Origin of the sequence: Rhodonellum psychrophilum GCM71 = DSM 17998 (assembly GCF_000381545.1) — a bacterium.
GTDB classification, from domain to species: Bacteria; Bacteroidota; Bacteroidia; order Cytophagales; family Cyclobacteriaceae; genus Rhodonellum; species Rhodonellum psychrophilum.
Genome location: NZ_KB906675.1, coordinates 307,407 through 331,592, shown reverse-complemented (window position 1 = coordinate 331,592; position 24,186 = coordinate 307,407). Strand labels below are relative to the sequence as shown.

The 24,186-nt window shown below is 39.9% G+C and carries 18 protein-coding genes; 10 read left to right on the top strand and 8 right to left on the bottom strand.

The window, feature by feature from the left end; translation table 11 throughout:
• Positions 1-107 precede the first annotated feature (107 nt).
• From F824_RS0107475 to F824_RS0107460, 4 genes are all read left to right on the top strand, one after another.
• The gene (locus F824_RS0107475) at positions 108-1,817 is read left to right on the top strand and encodes a pyruvate dehydrogenase complex dihydrolipoamide acetyltransferase (RefSeq protein ID WP_019597250.1); all 1,710 of its coding nucleotides are present in this window, start codon (positions 108-110) and stop codon (positions 1,815-1,817) included.
• A 96-nt stretch (positions 1,818-1,913) separates the two neighbouring features.
• Positions 1,914-2,456, top strand: coding sequence for an ATP-dependent protease subunit HslV (hslV, locus tag F824_RS0107470; RefSeq protein ID WP_019597249.1), 543 nt, complete (start codon positions 1,914-1,916; stop codon positions 2,454-2,456).
• Between the two features lie 120 nt (positions 2,457-2,576).
• A complete protein-coding gene (locus tag F824_RS0107465) occupies positions 2,577-3,242 on the top strand; it encodes a TetR family transcriptional regulator C-terminal domain-containing protein (RefSeq protein WP_019597248.1) in 666 nt (221 codons plus the stop codon).
• A gap of 11 nt (positions 3,243-3,253) precedes the next feature.
• Positions 3,254-4,573, top strand: coding sequence for an ABC1 kinase family protein (locus F824_RS0107460; protein WP_019597247.1), 1,320 nt, complete (start codon positions 3,254-3,256; stop codon positions 4,571-4,573).
• A gap of 62 nt (positions 4,574-4,635) precedes the next feature.
• Here F824_RS0107460 and F824_RS0107455 read toward each other — a convergent pair whose 3' ends face one another.
• On the bottom strand, positions 4,636-5,763 hold the full coding sequence (locus tag F824_RS0107455; RefSeq protein WP_019597246.1) for a PQQ-dependent sugar dehydrogenase: 1,128 nt from the start codon (positions 5,761-5,763) through the stop codon (positions 4,636-4,638).
• A gap of 95 nt (positions 5,764-5,858) precedes the next feature.
• Between F824_RS0107455 and F824_RS0107450 the strand changes: the two genes are divergently transcribed.
• Both F824_RS0107450 and F824_RS0107445 read left to right on the top strand, forming a co-directional pair.
• The gene (locus F824_RS0107450; RefSeq protein WP_026333556.1) at positions 5,859-7,787 is read left to right on the top strand and encodes an ABC-F family ATP-binding cassette domain-containing protein; all 1,929 of its coding nucleotides are present in this window, start codon (positions 5,859-5,861) and stop codon (positions 7,785-7,787) included.
• 95 nt (positions 7,788-7,882) lie between these two features.
• Entirely contained in the window at positions 7,883-9,151 is a 1,269-nt protein-coding gene (locus F824_RS0107445) for a type IX secretion system plug protein (protein ID WP_019597244.1), read from the top strand.
• Positions 9,152-9,190: 39 nt separating this feature from the next.
• Here F824_RS0107445 and cas6 read toward each other — a convergent pair whose 3' ends face one another.
• From cas6 to F824_RS0107420, 5 genes are all read right to left on the bottom strand, one after another.
• The gene (cas6, locus tag F824_RS0107440) at positions 9,191-10,060 is read right to left on the bottom strand and encodes a CRISPR-associated endoribonuclease Cas6 (protein ID WP_026333555.1); all 870 of its coding nucleotides are present in this window, start codon (positions 10,058-10,060) and stop codon (positions 9,191-9,193) included.
• A gap of 104 nt (positions 10,061-10,164) precedes the next feature.
• Positions 10,165-11,262, bottom strand: a complete 1,098-nt coding sequence (gene ychF / locus F824_RS0107435) for a redox-regulated ATPase YchF (protein WP_019597242.1) — start codon at positions 11,260-11,262, stop codon at positions 10,165-10,167.
• Positions 11,263-11,276: 14 nt separating this feature from the next.
• The gene (locus F824_RS0107430; protein WP_019597241.1) at positions 11,277-12,359 is read right to left on the bottom strand and encodes an AI-2E family transporter; all 1,083 of its coding nucleotides are present in this window, start codon (positions 12,357-12,359) and stop codon (positions 11,277-11,279) included.
• Positions 12,360-12,484: 125 nt separating this feature from the next.
• Positions 12,485-12,814, bottom strand: coding sequence for a DUF3276 family protein (locus tag F824_RS0107425; protein ID WP_019597240.1), 330 nt, complete (start codon positions 12,812-12,814; stop codon positions 12,485-12,487).
• A 172-nt stretch (positions 12,815-12,986) separates the two neighbouring features.
• The gene (locus F824_RS0107420; RefSeq protein WP_019597239.1) at positions 12,987-13,334 is read right to left on the bottom strand and encodes a 4Fe-4S binding protein; all 348 of its coding nucleotides are present in this window, start codon (positions 13,332-13,334) and stop codon (positions 12,987-12,989) included.
• A 144-nt stretch (positions 13,335-13,478) separates the two neighbouring features.
• Between F824_RS0107420 and F824_RS0107415 the strand changes: the two genes are divergently transcribed.
• From F824_RS0107415 to F824_RS0107390, 4 genes are all read left to right on the top strand, one after another.
• Positions 13,479-14,492, top strand: coding sequence for an acyl-CoA reductase (locus tag F824_RS0107415; RefSeq protein ID WP_022582179.1), 1,014 nt, complete (start codon positions 13,479-13,481; stop codon positions 14,490-14,492).
• A gap of 857 nt (positions 14,493-15,349) precedes the next feature.
• Positions 15,350-17,611 (top strand): aconitate hydratase, encoded by a 2,262-nt coding sequence (locus F824_RS0107400; protein ID WP_019597235.1) that lies wholly within the window; start codon positions 15,350-15,352, stop codon positions 17,609-17,611.
• Positions 17,612-17,705: 94 nt separating this feature from the next.
• Positions 17,706-18,941 carry a porin gene (locus F824_RS0107395; RefSeq protein WP_019597234.1) on the top strand — a complete coding sequence of 412 codons (1,236 nt, stop codon included), beginning with the start codon at positions 17,706-17,708 and terminating at the stop codon, positions 18,939-18,941.
• Positions 18,942-19,108: 167 nt separating this feature from the next.
• Positions 19,109-22,039 (top strand): PAS domain-containing hybrid sensor histidine kinase/response regulator, encoded by a 2,931-nt coding sequence (locus F824_RS0107390; protein ID WP_236613201.1) that lies wholly within the window; start codon positions 19,109-19,111, stop codon positions 22,037-22,039.
• On the opposite strand, the gene F824_RS0107385 is transcribed toward F824_RS0107390, so the two are convergent.
• Together F824_RS0107385 and F824_RS0107380 are read right to left on the bottom strand one after the other, a co-directional pair.
• On the bottom strand, positions 22,027-22,968 hold the full coding sequence (locus tag F824_RS0107385; RefSeq protein ID WP_051107548.1) for a tetratricopeptide repeat protein: 942 nt from the start codon (positions 22,966-22,968) through the stop codon (positions 22,027-22,029). The two genes, F824_RS0107390 and F824_RS0107385, sit on opposite strands and share 13 nt — an antisense overlap.
• Positions 22,961-24,034, bottom strand: a complete 1,074-nt coding sequence (locus F824_RS0107380; RefSeq protein WP_019597231.1) for an AI-2E family transporter — start codon at positions 24,032-24,034, stop codon at positions 22,961-22,963. Before F824_RS0107380 ends, F824_RS0107385 begins: the two co-directional genes overlap by 8 nt.
• Positions 24,035-24,186 lie beyond the last annotated feature (152 nt).

The following is a 24,186-nucleotide window of genomic DNA, read 5'->3' as shown; positions in this document are numbered from 1 at the left end:
GGTGAAGTGAACTTTAAGATCATGAAAATACTATTATTAAATTTGAATAAGGATATTTTAAGAACTATTTTTGGACTGCTTAAAATTTGAATAAGGAAAACAAGCTTATGGCCGAAATAATACGAATGCCCAAGATGAGTGACACCATGGAAGAAGGGGTTATCGCTGCGTGGTTGAAGAAAGTTGGAGATGAAGTGAAACCTGGAGATATATTGGCAGAAGTGGAAACCGATAAGGCAACCATGGAGCTGGAATCCTATGATGAGGGTGTGCTCCTTCATATTGGTGTGCAAGAAAAAGATGCGGTGCCCGTCAATGGAGTCATTGCCATCATTGGTGAAAAAGGTGAAAACATAACCGATTTACTGAAGGAAATCGAAGGAGGGGGAAGTCCCTCATCAAAAAAAGAAGATAAAAAAGAGGAGGTTTCTTCCGAGGAGACAAAAGAAGAAGCTCCAAAAGAAAAACCAGAAGCCGCTCCAAAGCCAGCCAAAACTGAAGATGTGGACATCTCGGGCATCCATGCCACGGTGATAACCATGCCCAAGATGAGTGATACCATGACGGAAGGAACTATTTCTTCCTGGCTCAAGAAAGTTGGGGATGAGATCAAATCCGGAGATATACTGGCAGAAGTGGAAACTGACAAGGCCACGATGGAATTGGAATCCTACGAGGATGGTACATTGTTGTACATCGGTGTTGAGGCAGGTGATTCTGTTGAAATTGATGGAGTGATTGCCATCATAGGTGAAAAAGGAGCTGATTTCGAGAAACTTCTTCAGGCTCAAAAATCAAAAAACACTGCATCGGAGGCACCTTCCAAGGAAGTGGCTTCTGAGGAAAAAACCGCTGAAAAACCTGCTGAGCCAAAAGCCAAAGAAAGTACAAAAGATGCTCCAGTTTCCGAAGTAGCGCAACCTTCTTCAGAAAATGGGAGAATTAAAGCTTCCCCCTTAGCCAAAAAAATGGCTTCGGATAAAGGAATTGACATTTCCCTTGTAAAAGGATCCGGTGAAGCAGGAAGGATTGTCATGAGGGACATTGAGACATTTGATCCCGCGAGTATCAAGAAACCTGCTGCTCCAGCTGCTGCAGCAACGTCACAGGGAGCCGCTCCAGTAGCAATTGGACAGGAATCGTTCCGAGAGGAGAAAGTTTCGCAAATGCGAAAAACCATTGCAAAACGACTGGCCGAAAGCAAATTCACTGCTCCGCATTTTTACCTGACCATGGAAATCAACATGGACAAGGCAATAGAGGCGAGAAAAAGCATGAATGAGATTTCCCCAGTAAAAATCTCCTTTAATGACATGGTGATCAAAGCGGCAGCAGCTTCTTTGCGTCAGCATCCAAAAGTCAATACTTCCTGGTTGGGTGATAAAATCAGGTACAACGACCACATCCACATTGGTATGGCGGTAGCTGTAGAAGAAGGCTTGTTGGTTCCTGTTATCAGATTTGCTGACAGTAAGTCATTGTCCCAGATTTCAAATGAAGCCAAATCCTTGGGAGGAAAAGCCAAAAACAAAGAACTTCAACCGAAGGATTGGGAAGGAAATACCTTCACTATTTCCAATCTTGGGATGTTTGGTATAGATGAATTCACTGCGATCGTCAATCCACCAGATGCCTGCATCATGGCTATTGGAGGGATCAAAGAGACCGCCATTGTAAAAGACGGGCAAATTAAAATTGGGAATTTGATGAAAGTCACCTTGTCCTGTGACCATCGGGTAGTGGATGGAGCTGTCGGTTCCGCCTTCCTCCAAACCTTCAAAAGTTTGCTCGAGGATCCCGTTAGAATCCTGATCTAACCAATTGTACAAATGATGTCAAAAAGTCCTGTTTCTGCAGGACTTTTTGCTTGCGTATGGGTTTTGTTATTAAAGAAAAAAATAATTCATTCAACTATGGAAAGATTAAAATCAACCACTGTGGTGGCGATACGACATAATGGTGAAGTAGTGATCGGGGCAGATGGACAAGCCACCTTGGGAAATACAATTGCCAAGAGTACAGTAAACAAAATCAGGAAGCTTCAGGGAGGGAAAATCGTGACAGGTTTTGCCGGTTCCACCGCAGATGCTTTTACTTTATTGGAAAAATTCGAAGAGAAATTGGGTGCCTACGGCAACAATATGAAAAGGGCTGCGGTCGAATTGGCCAAAGAATGGCGCACAGACCGGATGCTGAGTAAATTGGAAGCAATGATGATTGTGGCTGACAGTACCGACATTCTGATCATCTCTGGCACAGGTGATGTGATAGAGCCAGACATGGAAATAGCCACTATCGGTTCAGGAAGCATGTATGCCCAATCTGCGGCCAGAGCAATGAAAAAATTCGCCCCCGAACTCACAGCCGAGCAAATGGTTCGGGAAAGCCTCGGGATAGCTGCAGATGTTTGTATTTATACCAATCATAATCTTGTGGTGGAAAAAGTCACGGGCTAACAGCCTTTTGAGTTTTAAGGAAATAAAAAAACCTTGGGTAAGCCCAAGGTTTTTTTATTTATAGATTCCCTAAACCGAAGCGCTTGTTTTTTGGTTATATCCATATCAAATGAAATCACTATGGAAAAAGCACCAGCAAAGAAGGCCGTGAAGACTGATCTAAAATCAAAAATAATTTCAGGTTATATAGAACATGTTTTGGAAAACGGTAAAGAACCTGTTTCTGTGTTTAAGTTCGCAAAAGACTTGAAGATGAAAGAGGAGGAGTTTTACAATTATTTCACTTCATTCGAGGCGATCAAATCAGCAGTATGGGCGCAGCTTTTTGAAAATACAATTGTCAATATTGAATCCCAAGAAGTTTTCAAAGAATACAGCGCAAGGGAGAAGCTACTGGGTTTCTTGTTCACTTGGGTTGAAGAGCTGAAAAAAAACAGGTCTTATTTGTTGTCCATTTACAAAGACCAAAAGTCAATGGATAAATTTTTACCAATGGAAGTTAAGGTCTTCAAAAGCAAATTCAAGGATTTTGCCAATGAGATCATCTTGGAGGGAAAAGAAACGGAAGAAATCGCCAATAGACCTGTGATCAGTGATCGCTACGATGATGCGCTTTGGTTTCAGGTGTGGTTTGTCTTTCAATTTTGGTTGAAAGATGCTTCACCAGCCTTCGAAAAAACGGATGCCGCTATCGAAAAATCAGTAAACCTTGCTTTCGACCTTATGGGGAAAAGCGCTTTGGACACCTTTATCGATTTTGCAAAATTTTTATATCAGAACAAATAATCAAAGGAATCATGGAGAGTAAGGTGAAAGAGCAGCAGAATATTCCCACATCAAAAGTACAGCGTGCAGCAAAATTTCTGACCACAGGAGCAAAGGTAGGTGGGAATTATGTAAAGCATTATGCTAAAAAAGTTGTCAATCCCTCCCATACCAAGGAAGAACTGCACAACAACAATGCAACCGACATTTACAATTCATTGAGCGAACTCAAAGGCTCTGCCCTGAAAGTTGCCCAAATGATGTCCATGGATAAAAATATCTTGCCTCGTGCATATCAAGATAAATTTACGATGGCGCAATACAGTGCGCCTCCGCTTTCTTTTCCCTTAGTCATAAAGACCTTCCAAAAGTACTTTGGGAAAAATCCAGATCAGATGTTTGATACCTTCACCAAGTCGGCCATCAATGCCGCATCCATCGGTCAGGTACACCAGGCAACGAAAGATGGAAAGACCTATGCGGTCAAAATCCAATATCCTGGCGTTGCAGATTCAGTAAGCTCGGATCTAAAATTGGTCAGGCCATTTGCATTGAGATTGCTCAATATGAATGTGAAGGAGTTGGATCACTACATGGATGAGGTGGAGGAAAAACTTCTCGAAGAAACAGACTATGTGTTGGAAGTTGATCGATCCAGAGAAATTTCTGAGGCTTGTGCACACATAAAAGATCTTGTTTTCCCTAAATATTACAGTGACTTAAGCAGTGAAAGGATCATCACCATGGATTGGTTGAATGGTCTTCATATCAAGGAATGGTTGGAGTCGAATCCCACGCAAGAGCAAAAAAACAGAATAGGACAGGCCTTATGGGATTTTTATCACCATCAAGTCCATAACCTGATGCAGGTACATGCGGATCCCCATCCGGGTAACTTTATCATTCAACCCGATGGAACATTGGGGATAATTGATTTTGGCTGCGTTAAAGTCATTCCGGAGGATTTCTATCATGGATACTTCTCATTGATCAAAAGGGATTTACTGATGAATGAAGAGGAGTTGAATGAGATTTTCTACAACCTTGAGTTTATCAGTGAAAAAGACAACGATGAGGAAAAACTCTATTTTAAGAGTGTTTTTAAGGAAATGATCTCCTTGTTGGGAAAACCTTTTCACGTAGACACCTTTGATTTTTCAGATGACACGTATTTTGAAAAAATCTTCCAATTGGGTGATCGGATTTCTAATGAGAAAATGTTTAGAAAGTCGAGGCAAGCAAGGGGTTCACGACATGGCCTTTATATCAATCGTACTTATTTCGGCGTGTACAATCTTCTGAATCAGTTGCAGGCAACTGTGGTCACCACAAAGCCCGATTGGTTGAAATAGTAGTATTCAAAGCATGAAAAAATATAAAATGCTGATTAGATTTAAACCTAATCAGCATTTTTTTATTTCTCATAAGTGATTCTATAAATGCAATTGGCCATATCGTCTGAGACCAAAAGACTTCCATCAGGCATTTCCAAAACATCCACTGGTCTTCCCCAGACTTCCTGGGTTTCGTGATTCAACCATCCCTCAGCGAAAACTGTCTCTTTTTCTACTCCACTGTTGGTGTCTAACGTAATGTTTGTCAGTTGATAACCCACTTTTTTACTTCTGTTCCAAGACCCATGTTTTGCGATGAGGATGGAGTTGCGATAGGTGTCAGGGAACATTTGGCCAGTATAGAATCGCATTCCTAAAGGGGCGGTATGGGCGCCTAGTTTTGCTTTTGGAGCAGTATAACTTCCCATCGATTTCCCTTTGTTTCCAAACTCCGGGTCCTTCACATCGCCAGCATGCCAATAGGGGTAGCCGAAATGCATGCCTTTTTCTGGAGCAGCATTCAATTCACAGTCCGGAACATCATCGCCCATCATGTCACGGTTGTTCTCCGTAAACCACAATTCACCTGTTTCAGGATGCCAGTCAAAGCCAACTGTATTCCTTACTCCTTTTGCGAAAATTTCTGGTTTTGACTGTGGATCGTTGACATCGATTCGGGTGATAGAAGCAAAAATTTCCTCTTCAGGTTCACAGATATTGCAGGGAGCACCCACCGGCACATATAATTTTCCGTCAGGCCCAAAGGCGATAAATTTCCAGCCATGATGTGCTTTGTCAGGAAATTGATCTGAGACTACTTCATACGTTGGGTTTCCCAGTGAATTGGAAATGTCCTTGAACCGCAATATGCGGCTGACTTCAGCCACATAAAGATCACCATCCTTGAAAGCCACTCCATTTGGCATTCGAAGACCTTCCGCCAAAACGTATTTTTTGTCTGCTTTCCCATCGCCATCCGTGTCTTGGAGCGCATATACTTTGTCTCCCTGCCTGTTGCCAACAAAAACGATCCCTTCATCGCTCCTTGCCAGCGATCTTGCATTGGGCACTTGATCTGCCCAAACGCTGATTTTGAAATTCTCTGGTAAGGTGATCGTTTCAAGTTTTATTTCCCCGGACTTGGTGTTTTGCCCCGAACAAGAAAGGCTTAAAAATAGAGAACTGAGGAAAAAAAGAGATCTGAACATGGTGAAAAGGTTTTTATTTGGCCTGTAAGATCAGAAATATCGTTAATTTTTTCCAGTAAATATTTTATGAATGGGAGATTCCGTATTTTTGCACCATGTTATCAATGAACAACCTATCCTATTTTATTGGAGGGAGAGCTTTGTATGAAAATGCCTCTCTGCACATAAAACCAAAAGACAAAATTGGACTTGTCGGCGCCAATGGAACTGGCAAATCCACCTTATTGAAAATAATAAACGGTGATTTTCAACCTTCTTCAGGGGATATCCAAAAAGCCAAAGATTGCACCATTGGATTCTTGAACCAGGATTTACTTTCTTATCTGTCTGAGGACAGTATATTGGATGTGGCTTTAGAGGCCTTTAAAGACACGCTAAAACTTCAGGACGAAATCGATGCAACGCTTAAGTTGATGGAAACCGATTATTCCGAAGAAGTATTGCATAAACTTGCCCATTTGCAGGATCAGTTTGAGGCAAATGAAGGCTACACCATCAAAGCCAAAGCCGAAGAGGTACTGGAAGGAATCGGTTTCAATACAAAAGATTTGAACAGGCCACTGAAGACTTTTTCCGGTGGGTGGAGAATGAGGGTAATGCTGGCGAAGTTGCTTTTGGAAAAGCCAGCATTGTTGATGTTGGATGAACCTACCAACCACTTGGATTTGCCTTCCATCCAATGGGTTGAAAACTATCTGAAGGGATATGAAGGAGCCGTAGTCGTGGTTTCCCACGATCAGGATTTTCTTGACAATTGCATTGATTCGGTGGTGGAAGTCACGAATGAAAGTCTCATACAGTATTCCGGTAACTATTCTTTTTACAAAGAAGAGAAAAAGGAGCGGATGGAAATCCAGCAAAATGCCTATGAAAACCAGCAGCAGATGATCAAGCAAACTGAAAAGTTTATTGAACGCTTCAGGGCAAAGGCTACCAAATCCAATCAAGTCCAATCTCGGGTGAAGGCCTTGGGAAGGCTGGATCGGGTTTCTGAGGTGGTGGACAATAATGTTTCAGTGAATTTCAAATTCAAGTTTTCCCAAAAATCAGGAAGGGACGTTGTTGTTTTGGATCATGTTTCCAAGGCTTATGGAGACCTGGTGATTTTGAAAAACACCACAGTAAGGATAGAAAGAGGAGATAAAATCGCTTTGATCGGTGCCAATGGAAAGGGGAAATCAACACTCTTGAGGATTTTGAGTGGGACAGAACCCGTGGAAGGGAAAAGTGAGCAAGGCTTTAACGTGATCAAGTCATTTTATGCCCAGCATCAGTTGGAGGCTTTGAACATCAACAATGAGATTATCCAGGAAATGGTGCAAGCAGGATCTGACAAGTCAGAGACAGAATTGCGCGGCGTACTAGGCTGTTTCCTTTTTAGTAGCGATGATGTTTTCAAGAAAATAAAAGTCCTTTCCGGTGGGGAAAAATCAAGGGTGGCATTGGCCAAGACTTTGATCTCTGAAGCCAATTTCCTGCTTTTGGATGAGCCAACCAATCACTTGGACATCCAGTCTGTAAATATATTGATTCAGGCGCTGGAGCAGTATGAAGGAACTTTTATCACGGTTTCCCACGATAGACATTTCATCAGGGGAGTTGCCAACAAGATTTGGTATATCGAAAATCATGAGATAAAAGAATATCCAGGAACCTACGATGAGTATGTGGAATGGCAAGCCAAAAATCAGGATAGTGTGGCCGCAAAGGTAAAAAGCGAGCCAAAAGCCAAAGTCGAGAACAAGAAAAAGGATGTTCCTCCTTCCGAAACCAACCAAGCTAAAAAGGACTTAAAAAAAAAGGAGCAGGAATTGACGCTTATTGAAGCGGAGATTCTTCAAATAGAAACCAAAAAGAAGGGATTGGAAGTAGAAATGGCCAGTCCAGAAGTTTTTGCCGATGCGGATAAATTGCAAAAAGCAAATCAAAAATATCTTCAGTTCAAACAAAAAGAAGAAACCTTGAATTTGAAATGGGAATCCTTGGTGGAGGAAATTGGTCTTCTCCAAGAAGTGCTTTCTTAAATCTGCGCATTGTTTTTCAAATAATGCCAAACTACTTTGTAAAGAGATAGTTTGGCATTATTTTTTTATATTGAATGTTCATTAAAATAAATAAGATGAAAGCCTTTCTATCCCTCCTTATTACTGGATTTGTATTCCATGCCCAATTATTTGGGCAACAAGTTATGTTTGACAGGATATTTGAAGAAAACATCCAGTCGGTTAGACTTTTTCCCAATTCAACCGATTTTGCCAGTCAATTGAGTTCTCCAGTGATCGCTTTGGGAGCAAATTTACCACTGAATCTTACCTTTGACGACTTGTCCTTTGACCCTGACCAATATTCAGCAAAGATCATCCACTGCAATTCAGATTGGAGCCCCTCTGATTTGAAAGAAAATGAGTACCTGAATCAGTTCAACGAGTTTAATATACTTGACTATTCTTATTCCATCAATACAAGGATTCCCTACATCCATTACAATTTCCTACTTCCTAAAGTTTCCAAATCTGGGAATTACATCATACAGGTTTACCGCAATAGGGATGAATCGCAAACCATATTGACCAGGAGATTCATGGTGTTTCAAAACCAAGTTCAGGTAGCGGCTAAGGTAGTTCCATCGAGCCAAACTGAGAAAAGAAGAAGTGCGCAGCAAATCAACCTGAATTTGAATTATAACAATCGAGAAGTATTTGACCCAAGAAACACTTTAAAAGTTATCATTCGACAAAACCAGCGCTGGGACAATGTCAAAATGGATTTAAAACCCACCATGGTGCGAGAGGACATCAAAATGATGGAATATCAATTGTTTGATGGAACAAATACCTTTATGGCGGGCAATGAATTTAGGTTTGTTGACCTAAGGTATGTGAGGACTAGAGGTGTCAACATAGCAAAAGTAACTATGGAGGAGGATATTGTCTATGCAGAAACCTTGGTGGATGTGCCCAGGCCTACTTTGACCTATTCTCAATATCTTGATGTGAATGGTCAATATGCGATTTTCAACTTTGAGAGGCAGAACCATGAACTTGAAAGTGAATACCTTCTGACGACTTTTAATCTGGCTTCAGATGGTATCCTTGAACCACCATATATCATTGGAGCACTGACCCAATGGGGGAGAGATCCAAATGCAAAAATGACACTCAACAAAAAAACCAATACTTATCAGGCCAAGCTATTGTTGAAACAAGGTTGGTATGATTATCAATTTGCTTATTTACATGCGAACGGATGGGAAACCAGCAGTTTGGAAGGGGATTATTTTGAAACCGAAAATGAGTATGAAGTTTTGGTTTATTACCGGGATATGGGATCCAGGTATGACGAACTGATCGGATATGTCAATCTTAATCCAAACAAAAGAAGGCTATAAAAAAAAATCCCGATCATTTGATCGGGATTTTTGAGGATGTTAATTTTCTTCGGTTTTCTCTTCAGATTCAGAGGGTCTGGTTCTTTCCTGAGCTTTGTAAGGAATAAAACCTTCTCTTTTGAACTTGTAGGTTTCCGTTCTTTGGACAGTGGCATGGTTTGCTAAATCCAGCATACCGAAGCCCTTGTGGGTGAAGGCACCCAAACCACATTTGAACACGAAATCTTGAACTTCTGGTGCTGCGTACAAGGTAAAAGGTAAAGTATATCCTCTCACCTCATATTTCACATCCATGTCATAGACGGAGTAGATTCTAGCAAATTTCTTTTGCTGCTCTCTCAGCTTATTTACATAATTCATATCCGGAACCACTTGGAACTTGTAAAAAGATTCCATTTGTTCCTGGCTATACCAACCTGATCTTTCCATACGAGTAAGGGTGGATTCATACAACAGATCAGAAAATTCATCTGTATCCGGGTTGATAAATCTTTTCCCCGACTCATCATTGAATGATGGAGTCAAAAGTACCAATGGAGAAATACAAACAAACTTGTTTGATGTTTCCAAGGTAGGTTCAATTTCCTGCTCGGTGTACTCAGGAGTGAGAATCAGATTGCCTAACTCAATTTTCGGAGTGTCAAATACTTGCTCAAGTAGATAGTCCATAAACTCTTCATTGGGTGATGAAAGCACTAAAGTGACTAAACTTGAGTAATAATGTAATCCGCTTCGACTTACTTTGGTCTGTCCTTTTAGACCAGAGAAATTGAAGTAATTGTAGTTGAAAAATTCTTCTCTCCCACCTTTTACGATGAGACCTTTGAGGAATTGCGCCAGTATATACTGGTGATGAAAGGGTAAATAAGCACCTTTGTTTTTTAACGAAAATATTAATCTTATTCTCACGGGTTTTTAAAAAAGAAAATTAAACAAAAATTTAAAACTGATAATTAAACGTTTTACAAACTGTAATGCTTCTTGCAAAAGTACAAAAAAAATTTAAGAATATATTATACATTAAACCTAAAATGCATGATATCACCATCTTGAACCACGTATTCTTTTCCTTCGATGGAAATTTTACCATTTTCCCTACAGGCAGCCTCAGTTTTAAATTGCTCGTAGTCAGGAAGTTTTATGACTTCAGCCTTGATGAATCCTCTTTCGAAATCTGTGTGGATCACTCCAGCGGCTTGCGGTGCTTTCCAGCCTTTTTTAATCGTCCAAGCACGTACTTCCTGTACTCCAGCCGTGAAATAGGTGATTAAATCCAATAATGAGTATGCTGCCGTGATCAATTTATTCAATCCGCTTTCATCCAATCCATATTCTGAAAGGAAAAGTGCCTTTTCTTCTGGCTCATCAAATTCCGCAATCTGCTCCTCGATGGAAGCACAAAGTACAATAACCGAAGCATTTTCTTTTTCAACTTCTGCCCTAAGCTTATCCACAAAGGCATTGCCTGTTAAAATACTTGCTTCGTCCACATTGGCGACATAAAGGACAGGCTTCAAGGTCAATAAATGCAAATCCCTAAGAACTTCAAGATCCTCTTTTTCTACGTCAATTGATCTTGCATTTTTACCCTCAGTAAGTTCTTTCTTGAACAACTGAAGGGTTTCCAATTCCCTTCTAGCCTTAGCATCTCCGGATTTGGCAACTTTTTCAGTTTTTTGGATTTTTTTATCCACCGAATCAATATCCTTCAGCTGTAATTCTGTGTCAATGACTTCTTTGTCAAAAAGCGGATCGACTCCGCCTGCTACGTGCACTACATTGTCGTCATCAAAACACCTGATTACGTGGATAATGGCATCAACTTCCCTGATATTTGCCAAGAATTTATTTCCCAAACCTTCGCCTTTGCTTGCGCCTTTGACTAGGCCGGCAATATCGACAAATTCGATGACCGTTGGCAAAACCCTTTGTGGTTTTACAAGTGCTTCCAAGATCTGTAATCTTCTGTCCGGAACAGTAACCATCCCGACATTGGGCTCAATAGTACAAAAAGGGAAATTTGCCGCTTCGGCTTTTGCACTGGATATAGCATTGAATAAAGTAGATTTTCCAACGTTGGGAAGTCCAACGATACCGCATTGTAAAGCCATTTTTGATTTTTATGTTATATTTTAAATATTTTGTATTCTCTATAACCTCTGTAGAATTCCAAAAACGAAACTCTAAAAATGGTATATATCGGAATGGCAAAGATCATTCCCAGCACACCGGCAATTTTTGCCCCCGCAAAGATAATAACAAAAATTTCAAGTGGATGTGCTTTTACGGATTTAGAGAAAATTAATGGCTGAAGGATGATGTTATCCATTATTTGAACCACAGAAAACACGGACAATATTTTAAATAGAAAGAAGTAAATCTCGTTTGGATTTGCAAATTCAGCAGTCGAGAGCCCGACAAGTACGCCAAAGGTAGCGCCAAGAAGTGGGCCTGCATAGGGAATCAAATTGGCTACTGCCGCAAAAACCGCTATGGTAAGCGCATACTCCACTTCCAAAATGGTCAATCCGATGGATGCCATAGAAAAAATGGAAGTCATCTGAATCAATAAACCAACCAGATAATTGGATAACAGTTTCTCAACTATATTGAATGTCGAAACCGAAATCTCAAAATAAGCATTTGGGATCAAATTGAGGATGTTTCTTCTGAGCAAACCATTTTCCAGCAACAAAAAAAAGGTGATGAAACCTATTGCCAAAATGGCGATAAGGAAGGAGCTTGTTGTATTAAGGACCGAATTGATGAATCCCTGAAGATTGATGATGTTTAGATTGGTGATTAAATTCTCCCGAACCTGAGTAATCAAAAAACCAGGTTCACTTTTCACGATTTCGTACCGGATAAGCAAATCCTCAATCCGACCTACGGGATTTTGAATTTGCTCATAAAGGAAATCCAAATCATAAGAGGCAATCAGGTTAATTTGTGCACTGATCAGGGGGATGAACATCAATCCGATGGAAAACAGCACCAAAAAGATGGCTCCATAGGAGAACAAAACCGCTATCCACCTTGGGACGTGTCTTCCAAGTAAATGGATTGAATTGATCCTATTGGTCAAGGGACGTAAAACTGCCGCAATGACCAGAGAAAAAATAAAATAAAGGGTTATGTTCGAAAAATACCATCCTACAAGTAAGAATAGAATGATGAAAATGAGAACGTAGATAATCAGCTTCTGCATAAGTGCAAAAATGAAACAAGAGAAAGAAACATACAAGCCTTAATTTTTGATTGACGCGTTTCCTCGGTAATTTTTACACTATCGAAGGTTTTGATTCTTTCTCCTGTTTGTTGTTTTTTGGGGTTTTAATCCCATTTTAGCTCATCATCAAACTCGCTTTGGGATGTTTCACTTTCAAACTGCTCGAAATCAAAATCCGCCATCAAATCATTTTTGACATGATCAACAGTTTCTTGAAGCGCCCCAACAAATTTAGCAAAATCCTCTTTGTATAGGAAAATTTTGTGTTTTTCGAAAACAAAAGTATCGTCTTTCAGTTTCCTTTTGCTTTCCGTGATGGTAAGGTAATAATCATTTGATTTTGTGGACTTTACATCAAAAAAGTATGTCCTTTTTCCTGCTTTTACTCTTTTTGAGAAAATCTCTTCCCTGTCATTACCTCTGTTGTCTTCCACTTTCCAAAGTTTTTGTTGTCTGAATTCAAAACTGATTTGAATGACAAGTTAAATGAATTCAACAATGAAATTCAAGAGGAATTTTAGTTTTTTTTAGATATAGAGACTGAAACCTAGAATAAACAGTCAAATCAAAGCTTCAAAAGAATAAAAAGTGGGAAACTCCCACTTTTTATTCTCCGTGCATAAATTCCTTTTTCGCCATAAGTTCTTCATCCGTTTCTCTATGGTCGGGATCATCCACACAGCAGTCCACCGGACACACTGCCGCACACTGTGGTTCCTCATGAAATCCAGTACACTCCGTACATTTTTCTGTCACAATATAATAAAACTCATCCGACACGGGTGGCAGCTTTTCATTCGCATCCACCACCGTCCCATCTGGTAAGGTCACTTCTTTTAGGTTTGTCCCGCCACCCCAAGTCCACTGTATACCGCCTTCATAAATCGCAGTATTTGGACATTCTGGTTCGCATGCACCACAATTGATGCATTCATCGGTTATCATTATTGCCATGGTAAATTCTATTTAATATTTTGCAAAATTAATAACCATTTAACAAATGAAAAAATAAAGTTGTTGTACGAATTAATTTATATTCATTTTATCTGGAATTTTTCTCTCTAAAAACAAATATCTTTGCCCTATAAACCGATCAAAATGACATTAGGAGAAAGAATTGCTGCATTTCATCTTTTGGGAAAAAAAATCCAAAAATTGACGGAAGATGAGCTGAATGCCCTGGCTTGGAAGGTTGAAAACAACAATAATTGGTTTACTCCGGAGCAAACCAAAGGTGCACTTCAGGGATTGATGGCTTTTTTGGACCAAGACAAGATCGAAAAATGGCTTTCACCGTATGAATTCCCGGAGACACCAAACCCTAAATCGGTAGGAATCTTGATGGCAGGCAATATTCCCGGCGTTGGTTTTCACGATATGTTGGCGGTATTGTTAACAGGACATCGGGCCTGTGTTAAACTGAGTTCTTCGGATCAAGTCTTGATTCCTTGGCTTGTCCAAGAATTGATAGAAATTGAGCATGAATTCAAGGATTTGGTGCTTTTCGAGGAAATGCTCAAAGCAAAAGACGCATATATCGCCACTGGAAGTGATAACTCGGCCAGGTATTTTGATTATTATTTTGGAAAATACCCCAGCTTAATCAGAAAAAATAGGACCTCCATCGGTGTTTTAGATGGGAGTGAAACCAAAGAGGACTTTTTGGAATTGGCAAAGGATATTTTTCAGTATTTTGGATTGGGATGCAGGAATGTATCCAAGATTTTTGTGAAAGACCAAGGTGATTTAATCAAATTCCTAGATGCCATCAATGAACTTAAATCGGTTGCCAATCACCACAAATACAACAATAATTATGATTACAATAAATCTATTTACTTGGTAAATGGCGTCGTTCATTTGGACAATGGATTTTTGCTTTTAAGGGAAAGCAAAGAATTGGTTTCACCCATTTCGGTCATTTATTATGAAACTTATGAAGATCAAGGCTCCCTTGATGAACGGCTATCGGAAATTTCAGAAAAGACACAATGCGTTGTCACCAGAAATGGATGGCTCAATGGAAGTTTAGTTTTCGGGCAATCCCAATGTCCCACTTTGGAAGACTATGCAGATGGAGTGAATACAGTTGAGTTTTTATCCAAATTGTAAATGAATTTTTAGGAAGCCTCTTCATTGTTTGGGGGAAGTTCAAAGCAGAACTGGCTTCCGTTTTCAAATTTTACTCCATAAAAGTTTTTATATGTCATTTTTGATGCAATCCCACGCCAAAAGAATCCCTTAACCTTTGCCGATTTTTTTCACACCTGTTGTACATTACCAACCCTATTTCAGTCTTAAATTGCTTGATAATCAAGAAATTGTTTGTGGTTTTTGACTCCACGATATCGATTTTGCATTGTTCTACTAATATTCTGATCCTCTTACATTTTCAACCGCTTAATAGGAAACCTAATGCATATTTCCATCTAACTTAATCAAGTTAGATGCTTTACGTTACTTTTTTGGTGTCTTAGAATTCGGGTTTAATTTTCAGGAATTTTCTTTTAGAATCTGCGAAACTCCAAATGATGCTCCGTAATCGATTGATCTCTCCATCGCTTTAGATGCTAAATAAATTGGGGACTGTATGGAAATGAAAACCAAAGAAATTATGTCAAATGATACTTCTTGATAACAACAGGATCTAGGTAATTATTGGACTTCATTCACATTTGGCCATGGCGAAAAATATTCAAGTGGGATTGCTCAAAAAAATTCAGATTTGTTTAAAAATAAAGCAAGCGATTTCAAAAGAAACTATCCCATTCTTCTTGGGATACCGGCTTGATTTTATTTTGAAAAACCGCTTATCTGTTATTTATCAGTAATTTCGGCAGTTTTCAACCTTCTATTTAGGCTTTGTTTAAATATCGACCAATGAAATGATTTTCCTTCTATTCTTAGGCTATTTTTTTATCTTTGTCAACGATTAAAATTATCATTTTCAACATAAACAAAATATTTCAATGGCATTTGATATAGAAATGATCAAAGCAGTCTATTCAAAATTCCCTTCTCGTATAGAGACTGCAAGAAAAGCAGTTGGAAGACCGCTTTCGCTGACTGAAAAAATATTGTATTCACACCTTTCTGAAGGGGCAGCATCCAAAGCCTACGAAAGAGGGGTTTCTTACGTTGATTTTAGGCCTGATAGGGTTGCCATGCAGGATGCTACCGCGCAGATGGCACTTTTACAATTCATGCAAGCGGGTAGGGATCAAGTTGCCGTTCCTTCTACGGTACATTGTGATCACTTGATCCAGGCAGAAGTCGGTGCTATTGCCGATCTTGACAAAGCAAAAGATAAAAACAGAGAGGTTTATGACTTTTTATCCTCTGTTTCCAACAAATACGGAATTGGATTCTGGAAACCAGGTGCAGGTATTATCCACCAAGTGGTTCTGGAAAATTATGCCTTCCCAGGCGGATTGATGATTGGTACGGATTCCCATACACCCAATGCCGGTGGATTGGGAATGATAGCCATCGGAGTTGGTGGAGCTGATGCCTGTGACGTAATGGCAGGCTTGCCATGGGAATTGAAATTCCCTAAATTGATAGGTGTAAGGTTGACAGGAAAGCTTTCTGGTTGGACTTCTGCAAAAGATGTAATTCTTAAAGTGGCAGGAATCCTTACAGTGAAAGGTGGAACTGGAGCTATTGTGGAATATTTTGGTGAAGGAGCAAGATCACTTTCGGCAACAGGTAAAGGCACGATTTGCAACATGGGTGCTGAAATAGGTGCGACTACTTCAGTTTTTGGATATGATGAGAAATCAGAGGCCTATTTAAGAGGGACTGAGAGAAGCGAAATTGCTGATCTGGCAAATGAAATCAAGGAACATCTTATGGGCGATCCAGAGGTGTATGCTCAACCTGAAAAATATTTTGATCAAGTGATCGATATCAACCTTTCGGAGTTGGAGCCTCATATCAATGGTCCATTTACCCCTGATCTGGCTTGGCCACTTTCTAAATTTGCTGCTGCAGTGAGAGAAAATGGTTGGCCGGCAAAGCTTGAAGTGGGATTGATTGGATCTTGTACCAACTCTTCCTACGAAGATATTTCCCGTGCGGCTTCATTGGCCAAACAGGCAGTAGACAAAAAGCTGATTGCAAAATCCGAATATACCATTACTCCTGGCTCTGAATTGGTCAGGTTTACAGTGGACAGGGATGGATTTCTTGATATTTTTGAACAAATGGGAGGCGTAGTCCTCGCCAATGCTTGCGGACCTTGTATCGGTCAGTGGGCCAGACATGGTGCTGATAAACAAGAGAAAAATTCCATCATCACGTCATTCAATAGAAATTTCGCAAAAAGGGCGGATGGTAACCCCAACACGCATGCTTTTGTAGCATCTCCAGAGATCGTTACGGCCTTAGCCATTGCGGGAGACTTGACTTTCAATCCTATGACTGACAGTCTTATCAATGAGGATGGGGAATCGGTGAAACTAGAAGGGCCGAGCGGTTTGGAATTGCCAAGCCTTGGGTTTGAGGTGAGAGATGCAGGATACCAAGCCCCAGCGACAGAGGGATCACAGATTCAGGTAATCGTAGATCCAAAATCCGAAAGGTTGCAACTTTTGGCACCTTTCATGCCATGGGAGGGAATCGACCTAAAAGGATTGAAATTATTGATAAAAGCCAAAGGAAAATGTACCACCGATCATATCTCCATGGCAGGTCCTTGGCTTAGATTTAGAGGCCATTTGGATAATATTTCCAATAATATGTTGATCGGAGCAGTGAATGCTTTCACTGATCAGACCAATAAGGTCAAAAATCAGCTGACGGGTGAATATGGGGAAGTCCCAGCTGTTCAGCGTCAATACAAACAACACGGCATCGGGTCTATTGTAGTGGGTGATGAAAACTATGGTGAAGGTTCTTCCAGAGAGCATGCAGCCATGGAGCCTAGGTTCCTAGGTGTTCGCGCGATTTTGGTGAAATCCTTTGCAAGGATCCATGAAACCAATTTGAAAAAGCAAGGAATGTTGGCCTTGACTTTTGCCAATCCTTCCGATTATGATTTGATCAAGGAGGATGACTCCATCGATATCGTCGGCTTGGATTCTTTTGCGCCAGGAAAACCACTATCTATGAATTTCTTTCATTCCGACGGAAGCATGGATAAAATCATCGTCAACCATACCTACAATGAGGGACAGATTGAATGGTTTAAAGCGGGTTCTGCATTGAATTTGAGCAAAGAACAAGTCTAAATATTCAATTTTCAAATGAAGGCTGTGGAATTTTCCACAGCCTTTTTTATGCACTAATTTTGTCAATTTTAGTTGTTAAACTATTTTAGAAGTTATGAAAACATATTTTTTCGCTGTTCGATCCAAAAATGTTCTAAAAATCATTTTTGGATTCCTTCTCCTGTTCTTCCTTCAGCCAATCTTCCTCGCAGCACAGACTGTGGAATCGGATGAAAGAGCGCTAATAAATGTCGAGGAAGGAATCAGTATCTCCAAAGATTCACTTTTTCTCTTGAATTTGAGATTTAGAATGCAGAACAGGGCTGGATTCAATACGGTCAGTGGAGATTTGCTCAATGTCAATGAATATGAGATGCGTGTGAGGAGGCTTCGGCTCCGATTAGATGGTTTTGTATTGAGCCCGAGAGTTCAGTATTACATTCAACTTGCATTTTCGAAGGCAGATCTTGACTTGGAAAGTGGGGACATTGCCCAGCCGATCAGGGATGCAATTATCTACTACACTTTCAATAAAAATTTTTATGTGGGTTTTGGTCAATCGAAACTGCCTGGCAATAGGCAACGTGTCAACAGTTCAGGAAATCTTCAATTTGCGGATCGGTCTGTTGTCAACGGGTTGTTTACGCTGGACAGGGATTTTGGCTTTTTTGGCTATTACACATTCAATTTCCCCAATGAATCCATTTTGCAGCTCAAAGGTGCAATATCCACTGGAGATGGCAGAAATGCCTCCAAGATAAATGATGGATTGGCTTACACGGGTAGGTTGGAAATCTTGCCTTTTGGAAATTTCAAGAACAATGGAGATTACTCAGAAGGAGACATTGCGTTCGAAACCGACCCGAAGTTGTCCCTTGGGCTTACTTTTTCCAAAAATAACAAAGCAAATAGAACGGGTGGCCAACTTGGTCAGGAACTTTATGAGTTTAGGGATATGAACAGCTTAATTATTGATGGGGTTTTTAAGTACCAAGGTTGGGCTGTATTGTCGGAGTACATGAATCGTACATCACCCGACCCCATCACGACCAATGCCCTCGGGGATGTCCGATTCGTGGTGGTGGGTGGAGGCGTCAACACCCAAGTGAGTAAAATGATCAACAAGAAATCCGAATTGGCATTGAGGTATGCATATGTGATTCCCAACTCACAGATTTCCCAGTTCCAAAACCGGATCGATGAATCCTTGCTTGGTTATACCAGGTATATAAATGGGCATAGGATAAAAATGCAGGCGAATATCGGCTACAGATGGCTGGAAGGTTTGACTGATCTTGACCGCGCAGGCAATACGTGGACAGGTATGTTTCAAGTTGAGTTTGGTATTTGAATTGAAATGAAAAACATTTTTAACAATTTTAAAAACATTTTATTTGGTATAAAAAACATTTAATTGTATGTTTGTTTATCGGAACTGATCTATCACCCAATTAGTTGATTTCCGCACCCGCTTTAATTTCTCAGATTATTCCGATGAAGGAAATAGGTATAAACAGTATGTTTAAGAAAATAATCTTTGAATCTTCAGAGATGGTTTTTTTGGCGGATGATACTTTTCCCTATAATATTTTTTATACCAATTCGGTTTTTGAACAACAGGTAGGACAATTCTTGGAAGATAAAAGCCTTGTGGGGCTGGGATTGGATATCAATTCTTATATTTTCAAGGAGGAGTTGATCATCGATTTTCACGGCAGAGCATATTCCTTTCATTTAGAGTTGCCCCAAGACAATGGCTCAAATTACTTTTTGTTTTACAAAGGCAAGGAAGTAAAGGGAAAGCATCTGCCTGATTATAAGGATTCAGAAGTGTTTTTTAAAAACAGCATTGATCTCATTGGGATTGGGCAGGAAAATTTTCTCACTTGGGTGAGCGATTCCATTTATGAACTTTTGGGATATTCTCCGGAGGAGCTAATCAATGTAGATCTTTGTCAATTTTTCCATCCGGATGATCTTGGGATGGTCAAAGAAATATTAATTGGGGCGAAAAAAGAGAAAGAAAAAAATCGATTTTCAGCAAGATTTTGCGCCAAATCAGGGAATTTCTTTTGGATCGACTGGCAGATTCATTTTATGGAAGGCAAGTTCTATGCCATTGGAAGAGATATTACCGAAAGTCAAAACAAAAAGATTGAGCGTGAAAGGCAAAATGAATTGCTTCGTCATGGGGTAGAAATATATGGATTGGGTGTTTGGGAATGGGACCCGAAGGAACATGCGTTTTATGGGAACGATTTATTGTATTCCATTCTTGAAATAGAAGAGGCAAAAGTATCTGGCATTGAACAATACATAGGTTTTTTCCTTCCTTCATTTCAACCGGTAATGCAAAAATCCTTGGATGATATGTTTACCGAAGCCAAGGAATTTGACCTTGAGCTTAAGATAAAAACCGAAAAGGGAAATGAAAAATGGGTTAGGGTAACGGGAAAGCCAAGATTTAAGGATAATCAAGTGTCCACTGCACTTGGGACCTTTTGCGATATTTCTGAGAGAAAGTCCCATTTGGACGAAATCGGATTGTTTAAAGAACTTTATAACCTTTCGCCGGATGGGATTTTGGTGATGGACATAGCGGGCGAAATTATTTTTGCCAACCGAGAAATTCTTAGGAAGTCGGGACTTGCTGATCCCAAAACAAAGAAATCCGATATCAGGGATTTGGCTATTGGCTTCTTGGATGGCGAAGTTTGGGAGGATTATCTATTGGATTTGAAAGAAAGCAATTCCAGGATTTTTCAAAGTGAACTCGGGCATGTTGATGGATCTAAATGCACAGTGGAGGTGAATTGCAATCTTATTCAAATCCAAGCCGTAAGTTATATAATTTCCTTTTTCCGGGATATTTCAGAAAGGGTATCCTTGGAGAAAACCTTAAGACAATCCTCCGACTTTTTATTGCATCTAGCGGATCAAGTCCCTGGAGCCCTTTATCAATTTGTGTTGGACAATGAAGGTAAAATGAATTTTTCCTATCTGAGCCCCGGCATCATGACCCTCCTCGATTTGACAGAAGAGGAATTTTCTAAAATCGGGGACATCAGTATGGTGATTTCGAAGATCCATCCTGAAGATATCAGTCAGGTTCTCAGCACCTCAGTTATTTCTGCCAGAAAAATATGCCCATGGTCGTGTCAGTTTAGGGTCAAAAAATCCGGTATTGGTGATTTCAAATGGGTAATGGGGGGAGCAAGACCCGAATTGCTGCCTAATGGGGATGTGGTTTGGTATGGCTACCTGACCGATATTTCCGAACAAAAGGATTTTGAAGCTGATCTGAAAAAAGCACGGGAATCAGCCGATGAAGCCAATAGGGTAAAATCCGAATTTCTTTCCATGATCAGTCATGATTTGAGGACGCCTTTGAATGCGATCTCTGGTTCGGTTTATTCTCTTGCCCAAGAGGAACATAGTTTTGCTCAGGGGGAAATAATCAATACAATCAGCTTTGCAGCAGATAATCTCATCATTATGATAAACGATCTCTTGGATTTTCAAAAGATCGAGGCTGGAAAACTATCCCTTGAGAACAAATCGATAAACCTGTCAGAGGTGGCAAGACAAGTCATCAAAGGCTTGGAATTCCATGCGAAAGAAAGCTTTAATAAATTGAACTTGTATTTAGACCCAGACCTTGATTTGATGGTGATGGGGGATAAGGTTAGAATTGCTCAGGTGCTCAATAATTTGATTACCAATGCCTTGAAGTTCACGAAAAATGGTCAGGTTGAAGTGTTCATGAAACTCAAGAGTGACCTTTCTGATAGGATAAATGTGTATTTTGAGGTGAAGGACAATGGGGTTGGCATTGCAAAAGAATATCAAGATAGGATTTTTGAGGATTTTGATCAAATTCAGTATTCTTTCAATAAGAAATATGGAGGAACTGGCTTAGGACTTTCCATTACAAAAAAGCTATTGGATAGAATGGGAAGCAAAATCAATTTGGAATCAGTACCCGGTTTTGGGTCTTCCTTCTTCTTTGACTTGGAATTGGAAAAGGCCAAAGTACTCCCGCAGCAGCCAAAGGAGATTTCCATTGAATCCACAAATAAGCCAAAAATCCTTGTTGCAGAGGACAATGATGTGAATGCTTTGGTTTTGGGCAAAATCATCAAGAAATGGGGATTTGAATTTGATAGAGTTTCGAATGGTGAAGCCGCTGTGGCCATGGTCAGAAATGGGAAATATGATTGTGTATTGATGGACATTCAAATGCCCATAATGGATGGGATAGAGGCAACAGCATTGATAAAAAACATTTCCTCGGTTCCAGTGATTGCGCTTACTGCGGCTTCCAAAGCAGAAATCTTGGAAAAGATACAAAAAAGCCAATTTGATAGTTTTGTTTCTAAACCGATAGATGCAGAAGAACTTCTGAAAAAAATAAAAGATTTGGTTTTGGATTTAAATTACATTTCCTGAGCCTTTTGATAGTATTCCTGGACCATTTCCAAATCCGGATCTTTTTGGAAAACTTCTCCAAGATACCTTAGGGATTGATCTTTTTCACCATTGAGGTAGTAATAAATCCCTTTGTTTCTTAGGGCATAAATGTTTTTTGGATTTTGTTTGAGGCTTAAATTTATATCCTGAAGGCCCTGGTCCAGATTTCCCAAAAACAGAAAATACAGACCCCGGTTGTTGTAAAAATAAGCTTCTCTGTCGTTTTTTTGGATTGCTATTTCAACCCATTCCAAGGCTTTTGTGTACTCCTTTTCCTCGAAGGCGATCATGGATCGAAGGTTATAAATATTAGCCTCCTCCGGGTTTAATTTCCCTGCTTTTTCCAACTGCTTGCTTGCTTCCAAATACTCCTTTTGGTAGAATAGGATGGTGGCCTTGTTTACCAAGAGCTCTGTGTTTTCACTATCGATTTTGAGTCCTTTCTCGAAAGCATCCAATGCTTCTGGATATTTTTTCATCCGCTCGTGGACAAGCCCCAAAAGGAAATAACTTTTCCAATTTTCGGAATCCAGACGGATGAGTTGGTTGGCATCATCCAAAGCTTTGTAATATTCACCGTTATCCATTGAGGCAAGGCCCTTTTGAAACAAAGCGGCAACATTATCGGGATTGATCCGAAGAACTTCTGCGTAATCCATGATCGCCTCATCCAGGCGATTGAGCTTTTGGTAAACAATCCCTCGGTTATAAAAAGCATCGGCAAACTCCCCATCGATCTTGAGTGCTTCACCGTAGAATTCTATGGCTCCCTGAAGGTCATTTTCTTTCAATTTTTCATTTCCTTTCAACAGGAATCTACCTTTTTTGTCATTGGCACTATCGCATCCCGAAAATATAATCAGGAGTAAAACGATTACGACCGTGAAATTATAGTTTTTCCTAATCATCTTTTTCATCATCAATTTCTTCTCCAAGCAGGAAAGCATAAGGTTTCGAGGATTCGCTTAATTCAAATATTTTTCTGAGAACTGCCAATGTGGGGATTATCAAGATCATCCCAATTACTCCCCATATCGAGGCTCCAATCAATAAGCCAATGAAAGTAATAAAGGCATTTAAGTTGACATTGCTACCAACGATTTTTGGCGTGAGGAAATTGCTTTCGATCAATTGGATAATCTGAAAGGCTACCACTACACCAATGGGATAGAATAAACTGTCCATCGTCAAAAAAGCATATAAAGTTGGAAGAATAGCCCCTAAAAACGGCCCCAAATACGGGATTATGTTGAGTACTGCAGCAAATACGGCAAAGAAAATGGCGTGTTTAATACCCAGCCCGAGAAGGACAGCGGTATTCATAACTGCCAATATGGCCATTACTTTCACCATTCCTATAATGTAGTTTTGGACCAGTCTGCGCAAATTCTTGATTTCTTTTCTTATATTTTCTTGGTCATTTTCGGCATATATCTTTACGATGAATTTTGTCAAGTGATCCCGATACAGCAAGAAGAAAAAGATAAAAACAGGGAGTAAAACGACGCCAGCAAGAGATCCTAAAGTCCCCAACACAAATTCTGAAATACTGGAGCTATTGGATTGTAGCATATCGATGATATACTCCTGGTCGATGCCATTGCCGATACCTGTTTCCAGTTTGAAATTGCTCTTCAAAAAATCATCTACATCCCTCAGGTTGGAATTTAGTTTCCCTCCGACATCTTTCAAGTCCTTTGTAAAACTGGCGACTTGAGTAACGACGAAAGCAATAAATCCTACGATCAATAACAAACTTGAAAATAAAGCGAAAAAAGTGCTGATAATCCTCGAGAATTTTTTGCTTTCCAGCCATTCCGTGACGGGGGTGAGCAATACTGCAATAAATCCAGCTAAGAAAAGAGGGATTAAAATGCTTCTTCCAATAATCAATATAAACACAATGATGATGATCAAAGTTAGGATCGCCAATGCTTTCAGATAGGAGGGGATTTTGAATTTGGGCGGATTCATGTTGTTTTTTTAAAAAGATTTTGGAAGTATGTGATGAAATAAATGAGGGTGATTGTATTATTATAGAATCAGGTCAATTCAAATTTGATGACAACATTAAGGCCAATAATTATATTTTGGTAAAATTAGCGCTAATTTTGACCGATTCAAAA

What these genes read in the sequence shown, in the direction of transcription:
- F824_RS0107475 (WP_019597250.1), top strand. Translation starts at nt 108, where the DNA reads ATGGCCGAAATAATACGAATGCCCAAGATGAGTGACACCATGGAAGAA.
- hslV (WP_019597249.1), top strand. Translation starts at nt 1,914, where the DNA reads ATGGAAAGATTAAAATCAACCACTGTGGTGGCGATACGACATAATGGT.
- F824_RS0107465 (WP_019597248.1), top strand. Translation starts at nt 2,577, where the DNA reads ATGGAAAAAGCACCAGCAAAGAAGGCCGTGAAGACTGATCTAAAATCA.
- F824_RS0107460 (WP_019597247.1), top strand. Translation starts at nt 3,254, where the DNA reads ATGGAGAGTAAGGTGAAAGAGCAGCAGAATATTCCCACATCAAAAGTA.
- F824_RS0107455 (WP_019597246.1), bottom strand. Translation starts at nt 5,763, where the DNA reads ATGTTCAGATCTCTTTTTTTCCTCAGTTCTCTATTTTTAAGCCTTTCT.
- F824_RS0107450 (WP_026333556.1), top strand. Translation starts at nt 5,859, where the DNA reads ATGTTATCAATGAACAACCTATCCTATTTTATTGGAGGGAGAGCTTTG.
- F824_RS0107445 (WP_019597244.1), top strand. Translation starts at nt 7,883, where the DNA reads ATGAAAGCCTTTCTATCCCTCCTTATTACTGGATTTGTATTCCATGCC.
- ychF (WP_019597242.1), bottom strand. Translation starts at nt 11,262, where the DNA reads ATGGCTTTACAATGCGGTATCGTTGGACTTCCCAACGTTGGAAAATCT.
- F824_RS0107430 (WP_019597241.1), bottom strand. Translation starts at nt 12,359, where the DNA reads ATGCAGAAGCTGATTATCTACGTTCTCATTTTCATCATTCTATTCTTA.
- F824_RS0107420 (WP_019597239.1), bottom strand. Translation starts at nt 13,334, where the DNA reads ATGGCAATAATGATAACCGATGAATGCATCAATTGTGGTGCATGCGAA.
- F824_RS0107415 (WP_022582179.1), top strand. Translation starts at nt 13,479, where the DNA reads ATGACATTAGGAGAAAGAATTGCTGCATTTCATCTTTTGGGAAAAAAA.
- F824_RS0107400 (WP_019597235.1), top strand. Translation starts at nt 15,350, where the DNA reads ATGGCATTTGATATAGAAATGATCAAAGCAGTCTATTCAAAATTCCCT.
- F824_RS0107395 (WP_019597234.1), top strand. Translation starts at nt 17,706, where the DNA reads ATGAAAACATATTTTTTCGCTGTTCGATCCAAAAATGTTCTAAAAATC.
- F824_RS0107390 (WP_236613201.1), top strand. Translation starts at nt 19,109, where the DNA reads ATGTTTAAGAAAATAATCTTTGAATCTTCAGAGATGGTTTTTTTGGCG.
- F824_RS0107385 (WP_051107548.1), bottom strand. Translation starts at nt 22,968, where the DNA reads ATGATTAGGAAAAACTATAATTTCACGGTCGTAATCGTTTTACTCCTG.
- F824_RS0107380 (WP_019597231.1), bottom strand. Translation starts at nt 24,034, where the DNA reads ATGAATCCGCCCAAATTCAAAATCCCCTCCTATCTGAAAGCATTGGCG.